The sequence below is a fragment of the Pseudomonas oligotrophica genome (assembly GCF_021726475.1).
Lineage (GTDB): Bacteria > Pseudomonadota > Gammaproteobacteria > Pseudomonadales > Pseudomonadaceae > Stutzerimonas > Stutzerimonas oligotrophica.
Genome location: NZ_JAKJRU010000004.1, coordinates 269,186 through 291,376 on the forward strand (window position 1 = coordinate 269,186; position 22,191 = coordinate 291,376).

The 22,191-nt window shown below is 64.6% G+C and carries 16 protein-coding genes and 1 pseudogene; 5 read left to right on the forward strand and 12 right to left on the reverse strand.

Annotated features, from left to right (window positions below; genetic code table 11):
• From L3N39_RS10570 to L3N39_RS10585, 4 genes are all read right to left on the reverse strand, one after another.
• The gene (locus L3N39_RS10570) at nt 1–870 is read right to left on the reverse strand and encodes a hypothetical protein (RefSeq protein ID WP_237257290.1); all 870 of its coding nucleotides are present in this window, start codon (nt 868–870) and stop codon (nt 1–3) included.
• Nucleotides 871–1,028: 158 nt separating this feature from the next.
• Nucleotides 1,029–2,921, reverse strand: a complete 1,893-nt coding sequence (locus tag L3N39_RS10575; protein WP_237257291.1) for a hypothetical protein — start codon at nt 2,919–2,921, stop codon at nt 1,029–1,031.
• A complete protein-coding gene (locus L3N39_RS10580) occupies nt 2,918–4,585 on the reverse strand; it encodes a competence protein CoiA family protein (protein ID WP_237257292.1) in 1,668 nt (555 codons plus the stop codon). Before L3N39_RS10580 ends, L3N39_RS10575 begins: the two co-directional genes overlap by 4 nt.
• 18 nt (nt 4,586–4,603) lie before the next feature.
• A complete protein-coding gene (locus L3N39_RS10585) occupies nt 4,604–5,839 on the reverse strand; it encodes a Druantia anti-phage system protein DruA (RefSeq protein ID WP_237257293.1) in 1,236 nt (411 codons plus the stop codon).
• 275 nt (nt 5,840–6,114) lie between these two features.
• Here L3N39_RS10585 and L3N39_RS18900 point away from each other — a divergent pair.
• The 3 genes and pseudogenes from L3N39_RS18900 to L3N39_RS10600 all read left to right on the forward strand — a co-directional run.
• Nucleotides 6,115–6,279: pseudogene (locus L3N39_RS18900) on the forward strand (transposase); the annotation flags it as partial.
• Nucleotides 6,280–7,036: 757 nt separating this feature from the next.
• On the forward strand, nt 7,037–8,440 hold the full coding sequence (locus L3N39_RS10595) for a DegQ family serine endoprotease (RefSeq protein WP_237257294.1): 1,404 nt from the start codon (nt 7,037–7,039) through the stop codon (nt 8,438–8,440).
• Nucleotides 8,441–8,586: 146 nt separating this feature from the next.
• Nucleotides 8,587–9,348, forward strand: coding sequence for a helix-turn-helix domain-containing protein (locus L3N39_RS10600; RefSeq protein WP_237257295.1), 762 nt, complete (start codon nt 8,587–8,589; stop codon nt 9,346–9,348).
• Nucleotides 9,349–9,369: 21 nt separating this feature from the next.
• On the opposite strand, the gene fdhE is transcribed toward L3N39_RS10600, so the two are convergent.
• From fdhE to L3N39_RS10640, 8 genes are all read right to left on the reverse strand, one after another.
• A complete protein-coding gene (fdhE, locus tag L3N39_RS10605; RefSeq protein ID WP_237257296.1) occupies nt 9,370–10,311 on the reverse strand; it encodes a formate dehydrogenase accessory protein FdhE in 942 nt (313 codons plus the stop codon).
• Nucleotides 10,308–11,012: a formate dehydrogenase subunit gamma gene (locus tag L3N39_RS10610; RefSeq protein ID WP_237257297.1), complete on the reverse strand. Its 705-nt coding sequence runs from the start codon at nt 11,010–11,012 to the stop codon at nt 10,308–10,310. The genes fdhE and L3N39_RS10610 overlap by 4 nt, the downstream gene beginning before the upstream one ends.
• Nucleotides 11,009–11,947 carry a formate dehydrogenase subunit beta gene (gene fdxH, locus L3N39_RS10615; RefSeq protein WP_237257298.1) on the reverse strand — a complete coding sequence of 313 codons (939 nt, stop codon included), beginning with the start codon at nt 11,945–11,947 and terminating at the stop codon, nt 11,009–11,011. Before fdxH ends, L3N39_RS10610 begins: the two co-directional genes overlap by 4 nt.
• 13 nt (nt 11,948–11,960) lie before the next feature.
• Complete coding sequence (fdnG, locus tag L3N39_RS10620; protein WP_237257299.1) at nt 11,961–15,026, reverse strand: formate dehydrogenase-N subunit alpha; 3,066 nt, start codon at nt 15,024–15,026, stop codon at nt 11,961–11,963.
• Between the two features lie 411 nt (nt 15,027–15,437).
• Nucleotides 15,438–16,361, reverse strand: a complete 924-nt coding sequence (ligD, locus tag L3N39_RS10625; RefSeq protein ID WP_237257300.1) for a non-homologous end-joining DNA ligase — start codon at nt 16,359–16,361, stop codon at nt 15,438–15,440.
• Between the two features lie 15 nt (nt 16,362–16,376).
• A complete protein-coding gene (locus L3N39_RS10630; RefSeq protein WP_237257301.1) occupies nt 16,377–17,333 on the reverse strand; it encodes a non-homologous end joining protein Ku in 957 nt (318 codons plus the stop codon).
• A gap of 50 nt (nt 17,334–17,383) precedes the next feature.
• Nucleotides 17,384–18,238, reverse strand: coding sequence for an SDR family oxidoreductase (locus L3N39_RS10635; protein WP_237257302.1), 855 nt, complete (start codon nt 18,236–18,238; stop codon nt 17,384–17,386).
• An 89-nt stretch (nt 18,239–18,327) separates the two neighbouring features.
• Nucleotides 18,328–19,344 (reverse strand): zinc-dependent alcohol dehydrogenase family protein, encoded by a 1,017-nt coding sequence (locus L3N39_RS10640; RefSeq protein WP_237257303.1) that lies wholly within the window; start codon nt 19,342–19,344, stop codon nt 18,328–18,330.
• A 319-nt stretch (nt 19,345–19,663) separates the two neighbouring features.
• On the opposite strand from L3N39_RS10640, the gene L3N39_RS10645 reads away from it, so the two are divergent.
• Both L3N39_RS10645 and mexE read left to right on the forward strand, forming a co-directional pair.
• Complete coding sequence (locus L3N39_RS10645) at nt 19,664–20,581, forward strand: LysR family transcriptional regulator (protein WP_237257304.1); 918 nt, start codon at nt 19,664–19,666, stop codon at nt 20,579–20,581.
• Between the two features lie 302 nt (nt 20,582–20,883).
• On the forward strand, nt 20,884–22,113 hold the full coding sequence (mexE, locus tag L3N39_RS10650; protein ID WP_237257305.1) for a multidrug efflux RND transporter periplasmic adaptor subunit MexE: 1,230 nt from the start codon (nt 20,884–20,886) through the stop codon (nt 22,111–22,113).
• The last annotated feature ends 78 nt before the right edge of the window (nt 22,114–22,191 follow it).

Here is a 22,191-nt window from a genome sequence, read left to right on the forward strand (position 1 = left end):
TTATTGTCCTCCCTCTGCAATCTGGCGTTCTGTCAGGTCCACGCGCAACCCGGCAAGCGCTTGGCGCAGGAGCGGAAACATCTCACGCGGTATCACATAGTCGGTCGTCCCTGCACCGCCAGGTGACGATAATTGCCAGCCCAGCAGCAGCGCTCGTGCCTCTTCCCGCGGCAAAGGACGATTCAGGCGCAGTCGAACCTGTGATTGCGACACATGCGCTTGAACTTTCATGGGATGTCCGGCTTGTGCGTCGAGGTAAAATTGCAAGCGCCTCGCCTGTTCCCGTCGCAGTCCCGTTATCTGCCGCAGATGCCCTCGCGACACCTGGACCACAAAGTATTCAAACCGTGGACCTGTGCGGCATTTGGCAAGGAAGAGACCTTCGGCGGTCGCGCAGGCAGGCAGTGCCAGCCATTTGCCAGTGGTCCGGATTGAAACGTCCGCAAGCTCACTGGTCGCAGGAGTCAGTCGCGCCTTGGCACTCGTCATCAATTGGATCGACCAGTCCTGCAATCCTTCGAGCGGCGCGCCAATCCATTCCTCTGGCTCCCAGAGGTCGATGTGTCCTGCGCAGGCATCGACGTCGATCAGTCTGAGCCTCCCTGCCCCGCGCATCGTGATTGACCAAGGAAAGGTTTGTGCAGGCCCACCGCCGGTGATCACGGCCAGCGTGCTTCCGGTTCTGATCGCCTGTGGCGGAGCGGTTAGCCAACGTCCGCCTTCGAGTCGCACCAGATCCCCTAGCTCACCCAGGCTCTCCAGAATCGCTTTGACGCCCGGTTCAGCGGTTTGCTCGTCGTCGAGGGACGGCCACAGCGGGAGCAAACGCCGGCGCACTAGGCTCGTCAAACTGAGCGTGGTCGCCGGCACCCAAGCTTCCCGATCAGTACTGGGTGCAGAACACAGATAGGATGCCGCACGCAGGCACTCAGCTACCGCTGCGATCCTTAATCCTTCACCGTCACTTCTACAGCCCAAACCGGCTGCCAGGGTTTTCCGAGCGGCATCGAGATTGTTCCCGAGCCACTTCACTCAACACGCTCCGCATGGACAGCCTGCGCGTCGATTTCGCTCAGGAGCTCGGTAGCGCTACGCGTAAGTGCCTCGACCGGCCCCCCGAGTGATTGCGCCCATGGCAGTGCCCACTGCTTCATCACGGTATGAAGCGCTCGCTCCGAAGGACCCGGTGATAGGAGTCGCAGTTGGGCGTACGCCCGGTCAGCGACCCGTAGCCACAGATTCCCTGGAATAAAGTCCACCTGCTCAAGGCGCTCCCTCAACGTGCTCGGCAAAGCCAATAGCGTGTTTTCAGCAGGGCCGTACAGGGCTTTCCAGTCATCCACAGCTAGGTGGCCAAACTGCATCAGCGGCACCTGGGCGGATAACCCCCTCATAGCGAATTCATCCGTATCAAACACGGGCCCGAGTTCAGACAACGTACCGCCGTCTGGAAATGCCGCAGGGCCGTGAGTCCAAGTCGCAATCAGAACCAGGCGCGTATCGACCGGCAGGGTGAACTGACGACGCGCCACAAGATCGCGGATGGCACTACCATACACCTCAAACGCAGACCGGTTGGCCCCCTTGAGCAACAGACATCCAGACGACTCGGTCACGACTTCGAGGCAGTCGGTCGCGGCATCCTCCGACAGGAGGCCGACGGGAACCCGCCACTCATGGAAAATCGCCCCTCCTACGGCTGCTGCCACGGCATCAGCAATTAAGTCCGCAGTTGATCCTTTGAACTGAATCAACTGGCCGGAAATGACTGCTGCCAGGATATGCCGTGCGTAACGATTGGCATCGTTCTTCACTACACCGCATGCCTGAAGGTTGTTGGCGATGACCTTCCAGGCGACGTCCACAGAGCTGACTTCAATGAACGGGCCGGTTGCTTCGTTCTCGATCAAGCGGACGCGTGCGTGGCCACTTGTCTCGTCACGCGGTTTGGCAACCCGAAAATCATGGTCGTCGAGGCGTTCGCGCAACGCCGCTATGGTGGCTGCCGTGACCTCCCAGTCGGGAATGCGCGCACCAAGGGTGGTCAGTGCTTCCTCGAACGCTAGAACCTGCGCGCGCTCAGCCACCAGGTCGGCGACCTGAACAGCGAGGGAGTCCAGCGCAGTCGACATGTGCTCGCCGTGGAGGTCTGAGCGCGCCAACGCTTGCGATACCTCTTGCTGCGCCCCGGCCGTTGACTGAGCCAGTTCGCTCAGTTGTTGCAAGCGGTCAGTGACACTGTGCAGCGCAGTACGCAATGCTTCGACATCATGGTCAACGCCAGCGAAACTGCCCGTCAGTTGCTTAACCGCTTCGGTCGTTGCAGTGGCAGTCACTTCCAGTTGGTCGATGCGCTCAGCGGTCTCCTCAGCCGCCGTTTCGGCCAGCTCAAAATAACCCTCGATTTTATCCAAACGCCCCGGCAAGCCCTCGATCATCCGATCCCTGGCCAGGGTGGACGCCGGATGAAAGCTGTTCAGGGCTGCCCGCATCGCCGGGTCTTCGGCGAAACCGCTGTACGCGGCCAGCCGCTCGACCGTTTCCCGAGGGGCGTCCGGGTACAACTCGGCTAATCGTTTGAAGAAGCCAGCGCCTGTGTCCGCCGATTGGGGTGACTTGTCTGCCGCGGGAAACGCGCTGTCCAAGCGGCTCTTTGCCCACGCCACCCACAGGCTAGCGAAAGCTTGCCAGTCTGCCTCCCCTTTCTGACCGGGCTGGGGATGCACCAGGTGCCCGATCAACCGTCGTTGTTTCTCCTTGAATTCTGGCGGGGATCCGCGCCTAAACCCGGGGATCGAGGCTTGACGGTCGAAGAACGACTTGCGAAAGGCATGGGGTACCTCTTCGATGAACTCGGTAATCATCGTGACTCCGAGCGCCGAAATCCGCTCTCGTGCCTCTTGGCTGTACAGGTAGCTCATCGCGAGACCCCATCTCCTGAGTAACGAATATCAAATCCACAGGCGCGCACAGCAGCCGCCAGTTGACGGTAGTGAGGGAGCAATTCCGGCCTAGGCACTGATGCGCCAAACGCGCTGACCAATACCTGATCACTGCCAGAGAGTGCGGTTACCCCACCGACGTGTAGCTGGGATAGAAAGCTCTGCAGACGCAAGCGCAAGGATCGCCCGAGCGACAGCAAAGCGGGTGTGGGGTTGGCCAGCGGCTGCGTAGCACCGATGGCCAACCGGCCCAACCCGCCAAAATCCAAATGCAGCTGGTATTGCGGGTCGGTGAGGTATTGTTTGAGCAGACTATTCATCGCCGGCGGCAACTGGCATGCCTGTGGTGCGTGGTCAGCCGACACTTCGCTAGACACCAGTCGGCGGTATTCCTTAAGCCCACTGGGTGAGACAACCTCCAGCCTGCCTTTGGCCCCTCTCGGCATTGTGAGGGAGTCGAAATGCAGTTCCCGCGCTCGCGTGGCCATTACATAGGATTGGCTTTCCCTACGGTGTAATGAGGCAACAAGACGTTCGCCACGCTCGTCAATGAAGACCAGGTCCACCGTAGCGTGTTTAAAGCTTCGCCCTAGCGACGTGCTCTTGGAAAAAAACTTGTCGACATCCGGGTGGCCGCTCTTGCCGACCCTGAATTCATCGCTTCCAGCGCGTATCACGGTGAATAGCGCGGGTGATCGATCGGGGGCTGTTGCGGAAAGGCGACCATGCTGATTGACGGCTTGTAAGGTTGGTCCGCCGTCGTGCGGGCCTCCCGGCATCCTATGAGCGGCCAGGATGACCGCGTCGGACTCGATGTATTCAACCGTATTGATGCTCGCGTTGCGGCTTAAGAACGGCCAGATAGTGGTGATCGAGGGCGCCGCCGGCATCACACTAAGTTGGGTAAAGGCTTCCAGCCAACTGATGCATGCGTCTGAGGGGGCTTCCGGCACGGTGACCAGGGCCAAATTCCAGCCCTGCCGCGGCTTGAGCCTGTCTACCAGCAGTTCTTCAGGGAATTCTGGGGCTACTGGGGCCGACCATAACAGGGCGTAAGTTTCGCAGCGATTCAGGGTTTGGGCGCGTGGAAACCCGCTTTCGGCGCCTCGACCAATGGCGGTGAAAGCGGCCGCACCCAACGCAGGTAAACCCGGGCACGTCCGCGCAACTCCGGCGACGAACGAAGGGTCCGGCTTGCCTTCGAAGGACATGATCCTGTAGTCATTCGCCGTAGGCTCGGCCATGACCCTGAAGCCCGAGCCCATCCCGCGCATATCGAGCTTTTGTACCCTGCCACCGACATCGAGCTTGACGAAGGCATGACACGCTCGACAGGGGGGCAGGACCAATTCAATCCACCACGCCCCGGCGTTCTCCCCTTTTTTTATCCGCAGGCGCAAGTCCATCTGCCGCCTTGGCGGTGGTAGAACCTTGTCATGATTCACGTGGCTCACTGAGCCCGACATGAAATAGGCGCAGGAACTGGAGGACACGCCACGCCAATGGGCGAAGTAGTTTTTTCTCAATGGCCCCGAACGAAGCCCGACCCGCTTGCGGCAGTAGGAACAAATGTAATAGCCGGTGCGTAACGCTATATCGGCGGTAACCGGTTTATTCGTGACCGGATCTATGGCGCAATCCATCGCTCATACCCTTCGCATTTAACCGCGCAAACCGACAATGCAGCGCGACTCAGTGGCAACGTGGCTGGGTGCTAAAAAATGGCACGCCTGGCTGCCGTACAGATGAATGAGATCCGTCGGCTTCCAATCGCGAAACTCGGGCCTGTTCCTTGAACGTGGAATCATCCAACGATTCAGCGCTAATTCACCGATTTCACCAACCGACAACAACGATCGGGTGTCCGGATTTCCACTGCCGCCATTCAGGAGCTTCGCGGCGTTGCCGGCCAATTGACAGATGAATACTTCACGCTGGATGCCGTGGCGCATCAGGTCGTCCTTGAAGCCCAGTGCCTTCAGCGCCGCGCGCGTGGTGCGCAACCGCCAATTAGGCCCCTGGCCGAAGGCGTGTTGGTCGGCATATTGATGGTCGAGCTCACGGAGATAGTCTCGAAGCTCAATAAACAACCAGTCGGGTATATGGAAATGTCCCCAGCCACCGGTAAAGCCAATAGACTTGAGGTACTCCGTACCATCCAGTTTCAATCGGTTATAGACCGCGGAACGCCCCATCGACGAGGTCGTCACGATTGCAAGCAGACGCGCATTTTTTTCGGCCTGCGAGATGATGCCCGTGGAACCACCGTAGGCACTGGCAAAGTCATCATAAATGTCCCGACTGCGAAGCAGGCAGGCGACCAGCTTACCGCCCAATAAAGCGTTGTAAGGTGGGACCGCTCCAAGGACATAGGCATCCATCAAGTTGACCAGCCGGGCAGCTCTATCCGCGGTATCCCAGCCGATGAATTTGTCTCTGACGCCAAGATTGAAAACTGGATCACCTATGGCAATCAACCCCATCAGTTTGCCATTCGCCTGATCCCAGACAAGGTAACGCAGGCGTCTGCCAAAACCGTTAGACACAGGGACGGACCACGACAGTGACGCCAACCGGAACAGGTCGCTTTGCCACGTGCCGGAAGACACGCGTTCAAGCACCGGGGAAATTTTTTCCGGCATAACCTCGCGGCCATCTGCAAAATACTGCATTAGTTTGGCACCGCTGCGCTCGATGAGGCGTGTGCTGGCGCTGAGCCGTTCTTCACGTTGGCCGCCGTGTAAAGTACGGATCGCTTCCTTACCGTTTCCAGGCGGGCACAGCGCCCCCTCCTGGGTCCTCGTGAAACCTAATTGATGCAGATGCTCTCGCACTTTTCGCTTGAGATTTGCTTCTCTCGGATTGACTCCAATAATAATCGCTCTGCCGATTGGCATGTTGCTGCATCCTTGCTTGGAGTTGATCTCAACGAGGCAGACGAATAAAGGTCGTGCTGTTTCGCTTCCGGCACCCAGAAGTAATTCGCACAGGCGTCAACAGCACTGCACGTCGAGGGGAAATGCAGGTGGCTGCCGCATCGAGTCTGATCCTACACCGACCCCAGCATTTTATGAAGAGGAGCACCATCAAAATGACATCATCACAGCCAAGCATGCCTGATGGAGCAACTTATGAATCACCCCTGCTTTCGTAGACACCACCAAGCCTCTTTATGAGAGCGTTACCCCGAAGACTCAAGATCGAAGCGATCAAACAAGTGACCGAGACATGCAAGCCTGTTGCCGATGTTGCCGATGTTGCCCAGTGCCTGGGCATCTTGGTTCACCGCCTCTACGCCTGGATCAAGCTCTACAGCAAGCCCCAAGACACGGCGCAACTGGTAACGTTGTTTGCGTTATCGAATCTGTGGATGGCGCGTCGGCATTTGCTGTCGAATGTAGGAGAGGTGCGCCTGTGATGCGGGAAATGGTCGCTGCGATGTGCTTCCAGCAGCCAGGAACACCGAAATGAGCGAGACATCTGGTCGATTTTGAGCCGCTGTCCACTTTCAAAATTAGCGAAGGCTGAAGTTGGCCGGAAATACAGGGCTACTTCAGATCACCCTTAGGTGCGCGTACTGCACTCCTGAGACATTATTATGCCATCACCCATCCGCCCCGGGTCTGTCGTCTATTGCAAAATCGCGTGTTCTAAAAGGCAGCATGCCTCGACCTCACTGGATGGACTGAAAGAGGTCGGGCGGTGAGACTAAGACGGGCTGGCAACGGCGCCTATGAACATCAATTGATGAACAATCACGTTAAACTTCGAGAGCATTGAGTCAGCAATTTCAGGCCCGTGAGCCGCTTATGAACAGATGACATCGCCCATAAGTTAAATTGCATATCTGAATATGGCGCACGCTGACTGGGAGCTTTTCCCTGCCACTTTCTCTTGCACTGCCGCCCCGCTTTGTTCCCTGCGGGTTGTCCGGTTCGTTGCAAAAGCGCCATGCTTACTTTTCCTTTACATCGGCATCACACGATTTTGACCTTCGCTGGCGTAGATTGCTTGCCGTAACGACGCAACAACCGCTGGCAGGCTGTCGAACCAGACACCCGCCATCCATGCTTCACAGGGAGAACACGAAGCCCATGTGCCTTCAAAAGAAATTGCTGGGCGTCACTGCCGGCATCGTCCTGTTCGGGCAGGCGCTCATCGCCCATGCCCAGCTGCCCGATTTCACGCCGCTGGTGGACCAGGCTTCGCCCGCCGTGGTGAACATCAGCACCAAGCAGAACCGTCCGGCGCGTGGCCAGATGCAGATGCCCGACCTGGAAGACATCCCGCCGCCGTTCCGCGAATTCTTCCGCCGTGGCTTTCCGCCGGGCCAGGAGCAGCCGCGCGAGGCGCAATCGCTTGGTTCGGGCTTCATCATTTCCGAAGACGGCTACGTGCTGACCAACAACCACGTCATCGCCGATGCCGACGAGATCATGGTGCGCCTGCCCGATCGCAGCGAGCTGCAGGCCAAGCTGATCGGCGCCGACCCGCGCACCGACGTGGCCCTGCTGAAGATCGATGCCGACGACCTGCCGACGGTCAGGCTCGGCAAGTCCGATTCGCTGAAGGCCGGCGAATGGGTGGTGGCCATCGGTTCGCCGTTCGGTTTCGACCATACCGTGACTGCCGGCGTGGTCAGCGCCACCGGCCGCAGCCTGCCGGGCGAGAGCTATGTGCCCTTCATCCAGACCGACGTGGCGATCAACCCGGGCAACTCGGGCGGCCCGCTGTTCAACCTCGAGGGTGAGGTCGTCGGCATCAACTCGCAGATCTTCACCCGCTCCGGCGGCTTCATGGGCCTGTCGTTCGCCATCCCGATCGATGTCGCAATGGACGTGGCCAACCAGCTGCGTGACAGCGGCAAGGTCAGCCGCGGCTGGCTGGGCGTGTCGATCCAGGAAGTGAACAAGGACCTGGCCGATTCCTTCGGGCTCGATCGCCCGGCCGGTGCGCTGGTGGCGCAGGTCATGGACGGCAGCCCGGCGGCCAGGGGCGGCCTGCAGGTCGGCGACGTCATCGTCAGCATGAACGGCAAGCCGATCATCATGTCCGCCGACCTGCCGCACCTGGTCGGTTCGCTCAAGCCGGGCACCGAGGCGACCTTCCAGGTGGTGCGCAACGGCGAGCGCAAGAAGCTCGACATCGAGATCGGCGCCCTCCCCGATGACGACAGCCTGGCCAGTGCCGGCGAACCGGGCGAAGGCGCGGCGGCGAGCAACAACCGCCTCGGCGTGGCCGTTGCGGAGCTGTCCGACGAGCAGAAGCGCGGCATGGAGATCGATTCGGGCGTGGTCATCCGCGAGCTGCAGAGCGGCCCGGCGGCGATGATCGGGCTGCGCCCGGGTGACGTGATCACCCACCTGAACAACCAGGCGATCGATTCGGTGAAGACCTTCAACGACGTGGTCGCGCAGCTGCCGAAGAACCGCTCGGTGTCCATGCGAGTGCTGCGCCAGGGCCGCGCCAGCTTCATCACCTTCCGCCTGCCCAACTGATCGTTTTTCCCCTCGATACTCCCCCCACTAGGCCCGCGAACTCCGCGGGCCTCTTTTTTTCAAGTGTTTCTGTCATGGCAAGCTGCCGTTTCTGGCTCTAGATTAAGCGTTGAGTCTGTTTGCGAAGACTCTCCAAGGAGCTTGCGATGCACACCCAAGACACCGTCGTGCATGACCTGAACAAATGTCGCAGCTGCGCGCTGCGCAGAAGTTGCCTGCCGGGCGGACTGCAGGAAGCAGACCTCCCTGGGCTGGAAAGCATCATCAGACACAACCGACGCCTGCCCCGGCAGGAGCACCTCTACCACTACGGCGACCCCATGCATCAGGTGTATGCGGTACGCACCGGAGCCTTCAAGACCTACACCTTCGGTGCCGACGGCAGCGAGCGGATCACCGGCTTCGCCATGCCGGGCCAGCTGCTGGGGCTCGATGCACTGGCCGACCGCAGCTTCCCGAGCCACGCGATGGCACTGGAGGCCTCGGTGGTGTGCATCATTCCGCTGGCCAAGCTCGAGCAGCTGGCAGCCACGGATGCGCACCTGCGCAGCACCTTGCTGCGCGCGCTCAGCCGCGAACTGAAGGGGGAAAAGGAACACCTGGGCAACAATCGCGAACCCGCCGGCCCGCGGCTGGTGGCCTTCCTGCTGGACATGGCGGCCCGCCAGGGCCGCCGCGGGCTGTCGGCCGCCTACCTCAACCTGCCGATGACCCGGGCGGAGATCGGCAACTACCTGGGGCTGACCACCGAGACCATCAGCCGCCTGTTCACCCGCTACCGCCAGCTCGGCCTGCTCGAGTGCACCGGGCGCGAGGTTCACCTGCTCGACCCGCCCGCCCTGCACGGCCTGCTGCAGTGCCGTTCGCTGGAAGACCCCTGCGACAGCGCGTCGGTGGCCTGCTGCTGACCGTCATGCGCGCGGCGGCCACTAGTCGCCGATCACCAGCAGCGGGTTGAAGCCGCCGCGCGCATACTCCCCCCCTTCCCCCAGCGCCAGATCCAGCGCCAGGCTGGCCAGGTCGTCGGCGAGCGCTTCGGCATGCCCGTCCAGGTCACGCGACACCAGCTTGCGGTAGCCGCCGCAGTCACCACAGGCCTCGGCCTGTACCGGCAGGAACGGCTTGCCATCCTCGTCGTCCAGCGCCAGGTAGCGCAGCTTGCCGCCTTCGCCGCAGAGGCTGCAGCGCAGGCGTTCGAGGTGCCATTGCGTGGAGCACAGGCCGCAATGCAGGTAGCGCACGCCGCTGCGATGCTGCTCGTTGTGCACCACGCTGACCACCGGTGCCGAGCCGCAACAGGGGCACAGGCCGCGTGCCTCGCCGCCCGGCCGTGCCGGTGCACGAGGCAACTGCAGGGCCAGGCGCACCCAGGCGACCTGCAGCGCGGCGGCGACCAGAGGCTGCACGCCGCGCAGCGCGGGCTCGGCGGCGCGGCCGTCGAGCGCCGCCTCGGCCAGCGCCTCGAGTTGCGCCTGGGGCAATTGGCGCAGCTGGTCGAGCAGCGGGCGCTGGCGCTGCCCGACATGCAGCTCGAGGCTGGCGAGGATCGCCTGCAGGTCGGCGCGCCAGTCCAGGTCGCGGCGCAGCGCGACGTGCCCCAGGGGCGGCAGGCCGTGCGCCAAGGCCTGGTCGAAGGCCCCGGGCTGCGGCCGCCAGCTTGGTTCGTGCTCGCTCAACGCCAGGTGTTGCGCCTGGACCAGCCGCGCCATGAAGGCCAGGTATTCGTCCAGCGCCGGCACGCGGATCACCAGCTCACGCAGACGCGCGGCACGGCGGGCGAACAGCTGCGCATCGGCGAGCGCGACCTGCGGCGGGTCCATGATGATCGCCGGCGCACTGCCGAATGCGTGCGCTCCTGCGTTGGGCTTCATGTACGGCTTCTCCTGGCTTGGCTGTCGGTGGGTTCGTGGCCGGGCAGCGCACTGTCGTCGCCGCGCCGTTCGCCGCGCATGACTTCCTCGTACCACAGGCGGTGGTGGTGGCGGGCCCAGGCATGGCTCACGCGCCCCCGGGTCATCGCGCGAATCGAGCCCTTGACCCAGATCGCCGAGTACACATGGATGATCAGCGTGACGATGGCGACGAAGGCGACCAGCGCATGCAGCATCGCCGCGAAGCGCAGCAGGTTGCGCGGCATCTGCATGGCGAAGTACGGCTGCCAGATGATGACCCCGCTGATCAGCAGCGCCGGCACGCACAGCAGGAAGATCCAGTACACCAGCTTCTGCCCGGCGTTGTTCTGCCCCACCGGCGGCAGGCACTCGTCGCGGTTGCTCAGCACGTCGCCGAGCTGCCGCGACCACTGCACGTCGTAGCGGCGGAACAGGTTGGCCTTGAAGAAGCGCACCGCCTGGACCACGAAGAACAGGCTCATGAACACGCCGATGAAGGGATGCACGATGCGCGTGGCCTGGGGGCCGCCGAACAGCGCGGTCAGCCAGAAGAAGGCCGGGTAGAACAGCGCCAGGCCGCTGAGGGTGAGCAGCACGAAACTGATGGCGATGATCCAGTGGTTGGCCCGCGCCCAGGGGCCGTAGCGCAGGATGCCCTTGCGTACGTTGGAATGGCTCATGGGCGGCGCTCCTCGTCATGCCGGTCGAGCGCGCGCGCCTCGGCGGCCAGCTCCGGATCGGGGTCGTCCTCGGGCTCTTCCTTCGACCCCTTGGTCATGTAGTGGAAGAAGCCGGCCAGCACCGAGACGCCGAGCACCGCCGACATGATCGGCTTGGTGATGCCCTTCCACACCTCGACCATGGGGCTCATGTGCGGGTCCTTCGGCAGGCCGCTGTAGATCTCCGGCTTGTCGGCATGCTGCAGCACATACACCACATGGGTGCCGCCGACGCCAGCCGGGTCATAGATGCCGGCGTTCTGGAAGCCGCGTTCCTTGAGCTTGTCGACGCGGTGCGCGCCGTAGTCGAGCATCTGCTCCTTGGTGCCGAAGACGATCGCCGAGGTCGGGCAGCTCTTCACGCAGGCCGGTTCCAGCCCGTGGTAGACGCGGTCCGAGCAGAGCGTGCACTTGTAGGCGCGGTTGTCCTTCTTCGAGATGCGCGGGATGTTGAACGGGCAGCCGGCCACGCAGTAGCCGCAGCCGATGCAGTTCTCCTGGTTGAAATCGACGATGCCGTTGGCGTACTGCACGATCGCCCCCGGCGACGGGCAAGCCTTCAGGCAGCCCGGTTCGGCGCAGTGCATGCAATTGTCCTTGCGGATCAGCCACTCCAGGTCGCCCTCCTCGTTCTCGTATTCGGAGAAGCGCATCACTTCGAAGGACGACGGCGTGAGGTCCTGCGGTGCGTTGTAGGTGCCATCGCATTCGCCGACCTCGTCGCGCAGGTCGTTCCATTCCATGCACGCGACCTGGCAGGCCTTGCAGCCGATGCACACCGACACGTCGATCAGCTTGGTCACCTTCTCCACCCCGCCTTCGCGCAGATGCGGCGAAGGCGTCGTGGTCGCCGAGCGGGCGATGATGTTCTGCAGGTTTATCTGGCTGCCTTGCATCGGTCGCCTCCTCTCAGAGCTTCTCGACGTTCACCAGGAACGACTTGAATTCGGGGGTCTGGGTGTTGCCGTCGCCGACGAAGGGCGTGAGCGTGTTGGTCAGGTGCGCCTTCTTCGCCACGCCGGTGAACCCCCAGTGGATGGGAATGCCGATCTGGTGCACGGTGCGCCCGTCCACCTGCAGTGGGCGCAGGCGCTTGGTCACCACGGCCACGGCATCGATATGCCCGCGCTTGGAGCGCACCCGCACCTTGTCGCCGGCGGCGATGCCCAGCTCCTCGGCCAGCACCGCGCCGATCTCGACGAACTTCTCCGGCTGGACGATGGCGTTGAGCAGCACGTGGGTCGTCCAGTAGTGGAAGTGCTCGGTCAGGCGGTAGGTGGTCGCGGCGTAGGGGAACTCCTTGTTGGTACCGAAGGTGTCGCGATCTTCGGCAAATATGCGGGCGACCGGATTGTGATAGGCCAGCGGGTTGGTCGGGCTGAGCGGGTTGTTGTCGATCGGCGACTCCAGTGGCTCGTAGTGCTCCGGGAACGGCCCCTCGCCCAGCCACTCGCTGGCGAAGAAATGCCCGGTGCCGCTCTCGGTAAGGATGAACGGCTTGACGTCGTCCTCCGGTTTCGCCGCGATGGGGTAGTCCGGCACGTCGGCACCGACCCAGCGCTCGCCGTTCCACCAGACCAGCCGTCGCGCCGGGTCCCAGGGCGTGCCGTCCGGGCGTGCCGAGGCGCGGTTGTAGAGGATGCGGCGGTTCAGCGGCCAGGCCCAGGCCCAGCCCAGGGTCACGCCGATGTCGTAGGGGTCGGAATTGTCGCGCCGGTCCATCATGTTGCCCTGCTCGGTCCAGGCGCCGGAATAGATCCAGCAGCCGCAGGACGTCGAGCCATCGGTGCGCAGCTCGCCGAAGTCGTTGAGCAGCTCGCCCTTGCGGCGGATCACCCGCCCCTGGTCCTCGACGTCCGCCAGCGCGCGGCCGTTGTACTCCTGGGCGATCTCCGCGGCCGAGGGGTGGGCCTCGTCGCTGTAGTCCCAGGCGAGGTTGAGGATCGGCTCGGGGAAGGCCCCGCCCTCCTCCTCGTAGAGCTTCTTCAAGCGCAGGAACACGCCGGCGAGGATGCCGGTATCGGTCATCGCCATACCCGGCGGCGGCGCGGCGCGGTGGTGCCACTGCAGCCAGCGCGAGCTGTTGGTGATCGAGCCGTCGTCCTCGGCGAAGCAGGTGGTCGGCAGGCGGAACACCGCGGTCTGGATCTGCGCCGGGTCGACGTCGTTGAAGTCGCCGTGGTTCTTCCAGAACTCACCCGTCTCATTGGCCAGCGGGTCCATCACCACCAGCCACTTCAGCTTCGACAGCCCGTCGAGCACCTTGGCCTTGTTGGGAAAGGCGGCGAGGATGTTGAAGCCCTGGCAGAAGGCCCCGGTCATCTGGCCCCTGGTCATGTCGTTGACCGCGTAGAGCACGTCGTAGAGCGGTTCGGACAACTTCGGCAGCCAGTCGTAGCACCAGTCGTTGTCGGCCGTGGCGGCCTCGCCGTAGAAGGCCTTCATCATGCTGACGAAGAAGCGCTCGTAGTGCTTCCAGTAGGACACCTGGTTGGGCAGCAGCGGCTGGCGCACGCGCTGGCCGATGTAGTCGGCGTAGCGCTGGGCCTTGGCGTTGGGCAGCACCATGTAGCCGGGCAGGAGGTTCGACAGCAGGCCGATGTCGGTCAGCCCCTGGATGTTGGAGTGCCCGCGCAACGCGTTGACCCCGCCGCCGGGCATGCCCATGTTGCCCAGCAGCAGCTGGACCATGGCGCCGGTACGGATCATCTGCGCGCCGACCGAATGCTGCGTCCAGCCGAGCGCATAGAGAATGGTCATGGTCTTGTCCGGCGCGGCGCTCTGGGCGATCAGGTCCCAGATCTGCCGCACGGTCTTCTGCGGGATGCCGCAGACCTTCTCGACCATTTCCACGGTGTAGCGGCTGTAGTGCCGGCGCATCAGCTGGAACACGCAGCGCGGGTGCTGCAGCGTCTCGTCACGGCGAACGAAGCCCTGCTCGTCCAGCTCGAAGTTCCAGCTCGACTTGTCGTACTGACGGCGTGCCTCGTCGTAGCCGGTGAACAGGCCATCCTCGAAGCCGAAGCCTTCCTTCACCAGGTGCGCGGCATCGGTGTAGGCATGCACGTATTCGCGGGCATAGAGGTCGTTCTCGATCAGGTGGCTGATCAGCCCGCCGAGAAAGACGATATCCGTGCCGGTGCGGATCCAGGTGTGGTAGTCGGCCACCGCCGTGGTGCGGTTGTAGCGCGGGTCGATGGAGATCAGGATCGCGTTGCTGCGCTCCTTGGCATGCATCACCCAGCGAAAGCCCACCGGGTGCGCCTCGGCCGAGTTGCCGCCCATGGACAGCACGATGTTGGCATTGCGGATGTCGACCCAGGAGTTGGTCATGGCACCGCGACCGAATGAAGGGGCAAGACCTGCCACCGTCGGTCCGTGTCAGACGCGCGCCTGGTTGTCCAGCTTGAGGATGCCCAGTGCGCGGGTGATCTTCTGCGTCAGGTAGGCGGTTTCGTTGGTGCAGGCCGAGGCGGCGACCATCGAGGTGGTCATCCAGCGGTTGACCAGCCTGCCCTCCTCGTCGTGGGTCTGGAAGTTGCGGTCGCGGTCGTCCTTCATCAGCCGGGCGATGCGGCCGAGCGCCTCGTCCCAGGAGATGCGCTTCCATTCGTCGGTGCCCGGTTCGCGCACCTGCGGGTAGCGCACCCGCGAGTCGCTCTTGATGAAGTCGAGCACGCCGGCGCCGCGCGGGCACAGCGAGCCGCGGCTGACCGGATGGTCCGGATCGCCTTCGACGTGGAAGATCTCGTCGCGCACGTTGATCGCGCCATCGCCGCGCGAGTAGAGCAACATGCCGCAGCCCACCGAGCAGTAGGTGCAGATGTTGCGCGTGGCCCGCGCGCCGCTGAGCTTGAAGTGCCGCACCGAGGCGACCGCTTCGTCCGGAGCGAAGCCCATCATCGCCATGCTCGACGCGCCCAGCCCGGCTGCGCCGAACTTGAGAAACTGCCGCCGGGATACTCGTACCGTCATCGGTATCTCCTGTCATGAATGCTCGGCCCAACTGGTAGGGTCGACTGGGGCCGGCTGGCAGAGGTTCAGGCTGAATGACGGGCGGCTCTACCGCCGGGGATGCGGCGTACGCTGAGGGAGCGAGGTGAAGCTGGTTGTGGCGGGGTTGTCGCTCCCGCCGGTTCGCGGTCGAGACCGCTCCCACAAGATCACTGCCCATCACCCATCACCCATCACCCAGCACCCAGCACCCAGCACCCAGCACCGCTACCGCAGCCTGGATGCTTCCCGCGCGCCAGCGCGCCAGCGCGCCAGCCAGCGCGGGCGCGAGTCATCGGCTGGAGAACCGGGTGCCCTTGCTTGTGGGAGCGGTCTCGACCGCGAATCGCCCCCATCGAAACGCCCCGCCCACAACATCGCCCAGAGGGCCGCCTACCCGCCTTCGCGCAATCGCTCGAGCAGTTCCCGCCCCAGTCGCTGGCGCGTGCTGGCGTAGTCGGCCCAGGGATCGGTGCTGCGCGCTTTCAGGTAGTCCCTGACGTTGTCCAGCCGCCACTGATCGGCGCCTTCCAGCTGCCGCACCTCCGCCAGGCCCACCGGCAGCGACACGCCGAGACCGGGCCGTGCGCGTACCGAGTAGGCCGCCACGGTGCTGGCGCCGCGCTGGTTGCGCAGGTAATCGACGAAGATCCGTCCGACGCGGTTCTGCGCGCCCATCTTGCTGGCGATCCGCGCGGGCTGCTCGCGGCTGAGCCGCTGGGCTACGGCCTGGGCGAAACTGCGTACGCAGTCCCAGTCGGAATACCGGTCCAGCGGCACCACCAGGTGCATGCCGCGCCCGCCGCTGGTCTTGAGGAAGGCGCGCAGGCCGAGTTCGTCGAGCAGCGCCAGGGTCAGCTCGGTGGCCTCGACCATCCGCGCCCAGGGCAGTGCCGGGTCGGGATCGAGGTCGAAGATCACCCGGTCCGGCCGCTCGATGCGGTCGCTGCGGGCGTTCCAGGTGTGAAATTCGAGGGTGCCCATCTGCACCGCCTCGATGACCGCGGTGATGCTGTCTGCCTGGATCAGCCGGGCGTGCTCCGGGTCGAGGTTCTTCGGCAGCGCGCGCATGTGCGGCATCTTCAGCCGCCCGCAGTGGCGCTGGAAGAAACTCTCGCCCTGCAGGCCCTCGGGAGCACGGACGATGGACAGCGGTCGCCCCGCCAGCTGCGGCACCAGCCAGTCGGCCACCGCCAGGTAGTACTCGGCCAGCGCCAGTTTGGTGGTGCCGCTGGCCGGATCGATGACCCGCCGCGGGCTGCTGATGCCCACCCCGCCGACCAGCGGCCGGGCAGCCTCTTTGCGCGCTGTGGGCATGGCGCCTCCCTAGGCTCAGCTCGCCTTCTTGCGCGGCGCGCCCTTGCGCGGTTCGTCCGCGGTCTTGCGCGCCCGCGTGGTTGCCTTGGCGTCGGGCTTGGCGGCTGCTTTCTTGGCCGCCGGCTTGCGCGTGCTGGTGGTGGCCTCGGCCTCGTCGTCCTCGCTCGCCGCGCGTTTGCCGGGCTTGGCCGCCAGGCTGCGCTTGAGCAGCTCGGTGAGGTCGATGACGTCCGCGCCGCGCCGGTCCACGGCCTCCTCCGGCCCGCCGACCGCTTCGAGCTTGCCTTCGCGGGCCTTCTTCTCCACCAGGTCCATGATCTGGTCCTGGAAGGTGTCCTTGTACTGCTCCGGCTTCCACTTCTCGGTCATGTCCTCGACCAGCCGCTTGGCCATGTCCAGCTCTCGCTCGGCGAGGTCCGGCTCGAGCGCTTCGTCCTTCAACTCCAGGTACTCGACGCCGCGCACCTCCTCTGCCCAGCGCAGCGTGTTCATCACCAGCGCCTTGCCGAGCGGCATCACCACTGCCAGGTGCTGCTTGTTGCGCAGCACCACGTTGGCGATGCCGACCTTGCCGGTCTGGATCAGCGTCTCGCGCAAGAGCGCGTAGACCTTCTCCCCGCGCCGGTCGGGCGTCAGGTAGTACGGCGTGTCGATGTAGAGAAAGGAGATGTCCCTGGCATCGACGAAGGCGACGATGTCCACCGTTTGCGTGGCCTTGGGGTGCGCGGCCTTGATCTCCTCGTCGCTGATGACGACGTAGTGGCCCTTCTCGTACTCCACGCCCTTGACGATGTCGTCGCTGTCGATGTCCTCGCCGGTGGTCTTGTTGATCCGCTTGTAGCCGACGCGGTCCATGCTGCGCTTGTCCAGCCAGTCGAAGTCGATGCCCGTGCGGGTGGTGGCCGGCACCAGCGCCACGGGAATGTGCACCAGGCCGAAACTGACCGCACCCTTCCAGATCGTGCGAGGCATAGCCGTTCTCCTCTCTCGTGCGCCGGCCCCTGGGCCCGGCGCACCTCTGCTCAGCCGTTGACCACCGTGCCGCCGTTGACGTGCAGCACCTGGCCACTGACGTAGGACGAATCGCTGCTGGCCAGGTAGACATAGGCCGGCGCGACCTCCTCCGGCTGGCCGGGGCGCTTCATCGGCACGTTGGCGCCGAATTCGGCGACCTTGTCCGCATCGAAGGTCGAGGGAATCAGCGGTGTCCAGATCGGCCCCGGCGCCACCCCGTTGACGCGGATGCCGCGCTCGGCCAGGTGCATGGCCAGCGCCCGGGTGAAACCGACGATGGCGCCCTTGGTCGAGGAGTAGTCGATCAGCATCGGGTTGCCCTTGTAGGCCGTCACCGAGGTGGTGTTGATGATCGAGGCGCCTTCCTTGAGGTGCGGCAAGGCGGTCTGGGTCAGCTGGAACATGCCGAACACGTTGGTGCGGAAGGTCTTCTCCCACTGCTCCGGCGGAATGTCCTCGAAGCGCTCGCGCGGATGTTGCTCGGCGGCGTTGTTGACCAGGATGTCCAGCTTGCCGAACTGCGCCAGCGTCTCGTCGACGACCTTGCGGCAGACATCGCGGTCGGCCACGTCGCCGGCGAAGGTCAGGCAGCGCCGGCCGTGTTGCTCGACATCCTTGCGCGTCTGCTCGGCATCCTGGTGCTGGTCGAGGTAGAGGATGGCCACGTCGGCGCCTTCGCGGGCGAACAGCACCGCCACCGAGCGGCCGATGCCGCTGTCGCCACCGGTGATGATGGCGACCTTGCCGGCGAGTTTGCCGGCGGCCTGGTAGTCCTCGCCGCGGTATTCCGGGCGCGGATTCATCAGGCCTTCCTTGCCGGGCTCGGGTTGCTGTTGCGGTGGCAGGGTCTGGTTCTCGGCCATGCGGGGGTCCTCCATCAAGGTGGGTAAAGCCTTGTTCGGAGGACTGGAACGGCGCGGGAAAAGTTTCTATGGCGCGATGAGAGGGCCGCTCAGGCGAGGCTCAGCACCACGCGGCCGCGAGGGATGCCGCTCTCGACGTAGCGATGCGCCTCGACGGCTTCGTCGAAGCGGAATTGCCGGTCGACCTGGGGCCGGATCAGGCGGTCGACGGTCAGCTGGTTGATGTGCTGCAGCGCGCGCTCCACTGCCTCGCGGTTCTGCTGGATGCCCAGCTCCGGCAAGCCGGTGAAGTCGCACAGGCAGTGCAGGAAGAACTTGAAGTTCTTCTTGAAGGCCGCGCAGACCGGCAGCGCCGTCTCGTTGCCGCCGTTCATGCCGTAGAGGATCAGCTTGCCGCGCGGCGCGATGACATCGCCGAGCAGCTTCATCTGTGAGCCGCCGCAGGCGTCCAGCACCACCTCCACGCCGCGGCCTTCGGTGATCCTCTGCAGGCGCCCGACCAGGTCTTCCTCCTCGGTGACGATCACCGTCTCGGCGCCCAGTTCGCGCAGGTAGTCGCGGTCGGCGGCGGTATCGCAGGTGGCGATCACCCGGCCGCCCAGGGCACGGGTCAGCTGCACGGCGGCCGGGCCGGTGCAATGCGCGGCCTGGTTGATCAGCACATGCTGGCCGGGTTCGAGCTGGGCGAGGTCGACCAGCGCGAAGTAGCTGACCAGCATCGGCGTGTAGTGGATGGCCGCCTCGATGGCCGACAGCATGTCCGGGCAGTGCACCAGGGCCTGTTGCGGCAGCAGCGCATGCTCGGCGTAGAGCGGGTACTGGTTGAGGTCATGGGCGGGGAAACTGGCGACCCGGTCGCCGACGCCGAAGCCCTGCACGCCCTCGCCCAGCGCCAGCACCTCGCCCGCCACCTCGCTGCCGAGCCCGGCGGGCAGGCGCGCATGGCGCGGCGCCAGGTCCTGGCGCCAGAGTACGTCGTTCCAGCTCACGCCGACGGCGCGCACGCCGATCAGCACCTCGCCCGGCCCCGGCACCGGCACCGGCCGTTCTTCGAGACGCAAAACCTCGGCCGGACCGAACTGGTGGAAACGGATGATGCGGGACATCGCGACCCCTCGCCTTGCTACTGCTTTGCCTGCGGACTCTATCGCCAGTATCGTCACAACTCCAGCCAGCGCCCCGTCTTTCCATTGATAGTTTCCATGCCGCGCAATGATGGAACGGCGTATGTATGGCCGCCGGCCACGAGTTCGAAAGCGCGAAACGGGGCTGCCGCAGAGCCCGCAAGGCGCTAGGCTGTATCGCCCGTCGAAGCCGATTGACCCGGCCCGCTGGAATGCTGTCTCCTCTTCCCAGCCGCCCTAGCCTGCAGGCACACGGACCGAACCCCTTGGCCGAGAGCAGGATGCCCATGAGTGAACAGGCATGAATCGCAACGATCTGCGTCGCGTCGACCTCAATCTGCTGATCGTCTTCGAAACGCTGATGCACGAGCGCAGCGTCACGCGCGCGGCGGAAAAGCTGTTTCTCGGCCAGCCGGCGATCAGCGCTGCCCTGGGGCGCTTGCGAGCGCTGTTCGACGATCCGTTGTTCGTGCGCACCGGGCGCAGCATGGAACCCACCGCCCGCGCCCAGGAGATCGCCCAGCTGCTGTCGCCGGCGCTGGACTCGATCTCCACCGCGGTCAGCCGCGCCTCGACCTTCGACCCGGCGACCAGCAGCCAGGTGTTTCGCATCGGCCTGACCGATGAAGTGGAGTTCGCCCTGCTGCCGCCGCTGCTGCGCCGCCTGCGCGCGGAGGCGCCGGGGGTGGTGCTGGTGGTGCGCCGCGCCAACTACCTGCTGATGCCCGGGCTGCTGGCCTCCGGCGAGATCTCGGTGGGCGTCTGCTACACCGAGGAGCTGCCGGCCAACGCCAAGCGCAAGGTCTTGCGCCGGCCGCGGCCGATGCTGCTGCGCGCCGACAGCATCCCCGGCCCGCTCAGCTTCGACGACTACTGCGCACGCCCGCACGCGATGGTCTCCTTCGCCGGCGACCTGACCGGCTACATCGACGAGGAGCTGGCCCGGCATGGCTGCAAGCGCCGGGTGGTGCTGGCGGTGCCGCAGTTCAACGGGCTGTCGTCGCTGCTCGCCGGCACCGACATCATCGCCACCGTGCCCGACTACGCCGCCGCCGCGCTGGTGGCCCATGGCGGCCTGCGCGCCGAGCCGCTGCCGTTCGAGACCAGCCAGGACTTCCAGCTGTCCATGGCCTGGCGCGGCGCCCAGGACAACGACCCCGCCGAGCGCTGGCTGCGCTCGCGCATCCAGATGTTCGTCGGCGACCCGGACAGCCTGTAAGGTGGAAAACGGCGCAGCCTTTTCCACGCGTCTCCCCGCCCCTGCACTCCGTCACGCCTTTCTCGACGTCACTGCCGATTGCTAACGCATCACCGGCTGCCAGCCGACGCAGCCGATCGATGCCGCGATTCGGCGAAAAACACCTGGCGGTCGTTTTCCTCCCCTACCGTTATTGCCTGCTGCTGATGATCGATGCGCAAACATCATCGCCAGTGATATTCACCTTCGGCTCGTTCGATTTCTGCCTGCGGACCTGACCGCGCAGACTTCCGCCATCGAAAAACCGACTTGCGGAGTCAAGCATGGATCGTTCGCTCAACGCCTTGCGTTTTCCCCTTATTGCCCTGACGGTGCTGATCACCGCCGCCTGCGGCAAGGCTCCGGAGGCCACCCAGTCGGGTACGCCGCCGCCTGCGGTCAGCGTGGCCGAAGTCATCGAGCAGCAGGTGACCGAGTGGGACGAGGTCACCGGGCGGCTGGAGGCACCAGAGTCGGTGGAGATCCGCCCGCGCGTTTCGGGCTTCATCGACAAGGTGGCTTTCGAGGAAGGCGCGCTGGTGAAAAAAGGCGACCTCCTGTTCCAGATCGATCCACGCCCGTTCCAGGCCGAGGTCAAGCGTTTGCAGGCGCAGCTGCAACAGGCCCGCGCCACCCAGCAGCGCACCGCCGCCGAAGCCGAGCGTGGCGAGCGCCTGCGGCAGAAGAACGCGATTTCCGCCGAACTCGCCGATGCCCGAGTCAGCGCCGCCAGCGAAGCGAAATCCGCGGTCGCGGCGATCCAGGCGCAGCTGGACAAGGCCCAACTGGACCTCTCCTTCACCCGCGTGACGGCGCCGATCGACGGCCGTGCCGGCCGCGCACTGATCACGGCCGGCAACCTGGTCAACGCCGGCGAGGCCCTGCTGACCACGCTGGTCTCCACCGACAAGGTCTACGCCTACTTCGAAGCGGACGAACGTCTGTACCTGAAGTACCGCGAGTTGGCGCGCCAGGGCGACCGCGGCGAGGCGACCCCGGTCTATCTCGGCCTCTCGGACGAGGACGGCCACCCGCATCTGGGCCACATGGATTTCATCGACAACCAGGTCGACCCGCGTACCGGCACCATTCGCGGTCGCGCGGTGTTCGATAACCGTGACGGCAGCTTCACCCCCGGCCTGTATGCACGGCTGAAGCTGGTCGGCAGCCCGACCTACGACGCCGTGCTGATCAAGGACGTGGCAGTGGGCACTGACCTGGGCAAGAAGTTCGTCCTGGTGCTCGCCGAGGACGGCACCGTCGCCTACCGGCCGGTCGAGCTCGGGCCCAAGCTCGAAGGGCTGCGCATCGTGCGCGATGGCCTGGCCAAGGGCGAGCGCATCGTGGTCAACGGCCTGCAGCGCGTACGCCCGGGTAGCCCGGTGCAGCCCGAGTCGGTGCCGATGGCCGACGCCGAGACGCTGGCGGCGCTGAAGCAGCAGAACCGTGCGATCAGCGAGGCGATGAAGCCGCAGGTCGACGAGCGCACCCTGGCCCAGCGCCCGAGCAGTTGACCGTCCGACAGCAGTCCTGAACTCCGGCGCGCCAGTCGCGCCCATCCGATCGATCCGCCAGGGCGCGCCCGCCGCGCC

What these genes read in the sequence shown, in the direction of transcription:
- L3N39_RS10575 (WP_237257291.1), bottom strand. Translation starts at nt 2,921, where the DNA reads ATGAGCTACCTGTACAGCCAAGAGGCACGAGAGCGGATTTCGGCGCTC.
- L3N39_RS10580 (WP_237257292.1), bottom strand. Translation starts at nt 4,585, where the DNA reads ATGGATTGCGCCATAGATCCGGTCACGAATAAACCGGTTACCGCCGAT.
- L3N39_RS10585 (WP_237257293.1), bottom strand. Translation starts at nt 5,839, where the DNA reads ATGCCAATCGGCAGAGCGATTATTATTGGAGTCAATCCGAGAGAAGCA.
- L3N39_RS10595 (WP_237257294.1), top strand. Translation starts at nt 7,037, where the DNA reads ATGTGCCTTCAAAAGAAATTGCTGGGCGTCACTGCCGGCATCGTCCTG.
- L3N39_RS10600 (WP_237257295.1), top strand. Translation starts at nt 8,587, where the DNA reads ATGCACACCCAAGACACCGTCGTGCATGACCTGAACAAATGTCGCAGC.
- fdhE (WP_237257296.1), bottom strand. Translation starts at nt 10,311, where the DNA reads ATGAAGCCCAACGCAGGAGCGCACGCATTCGGCAGTGCGCCGGCGATC.
- L3N39_RS10610 (WP_237257297.1), bottom strand. Translation starts at nt 11,012, where the DNA reads ATGAGCCATTCCAACGTACGCAAGGGCATCCTGCGCTACGGCCCCTGG.
- fdxH (WP_237257298.1), bottom strand. Translation starts at nt 11,947, where the DNA reads ATGCAAGGCAGCCAGATAAACCTGCAGAACATCATCGCCCGCTCGGCG.
- ligD (WP_237257300.1), bottom strand. Translation starts at nt 16,361, where the DNA reads ATGCCCACAGCGCGCAAAGAGGCTGCCCGGCCGCTGGTCGGCGGGGTG.
- L3N39_RS10630 (WP_237257301.1), bottom strand. Translation starts at nt 17,333, where the DNA reads ATGCCTCGCACGATCTGGAAGGGTGCGGTCAGTTTCGGCCTGGTGCAC.
- L3N39_RS10635 (WP_237257302.1), bottom strand. Translation starts at nt 18,238, where the DNA reads ATGGCCGAGAACCAGACCCTGCCACCGCAACAGCAACCCGAGCCCGGC.
- L3N39_RS10640 (WP_237257303.1), bottom strand. Translation starts at nt 19,344, where the DNA reads ATGTCCCGCATCATCCGTTTCCACCAGTTCGGTCCGGCCGAGGTTTTG.
- L3N39_RS10645 (WP_237257304.1), top strand. Translation starts at nt 19,664, where the DNA reads ATGAATCGCAACGATCTGCGTCGCGTCGACCTCAATCTGCTGATCGTC.
- mexE (WP_237257305.1), top strand. Translation starts at nt 20,884, where the DNA reads ATGGATCGTTCGCTCAACGCCTTGCGTTTTCCCCTTATTGCCCTGACG.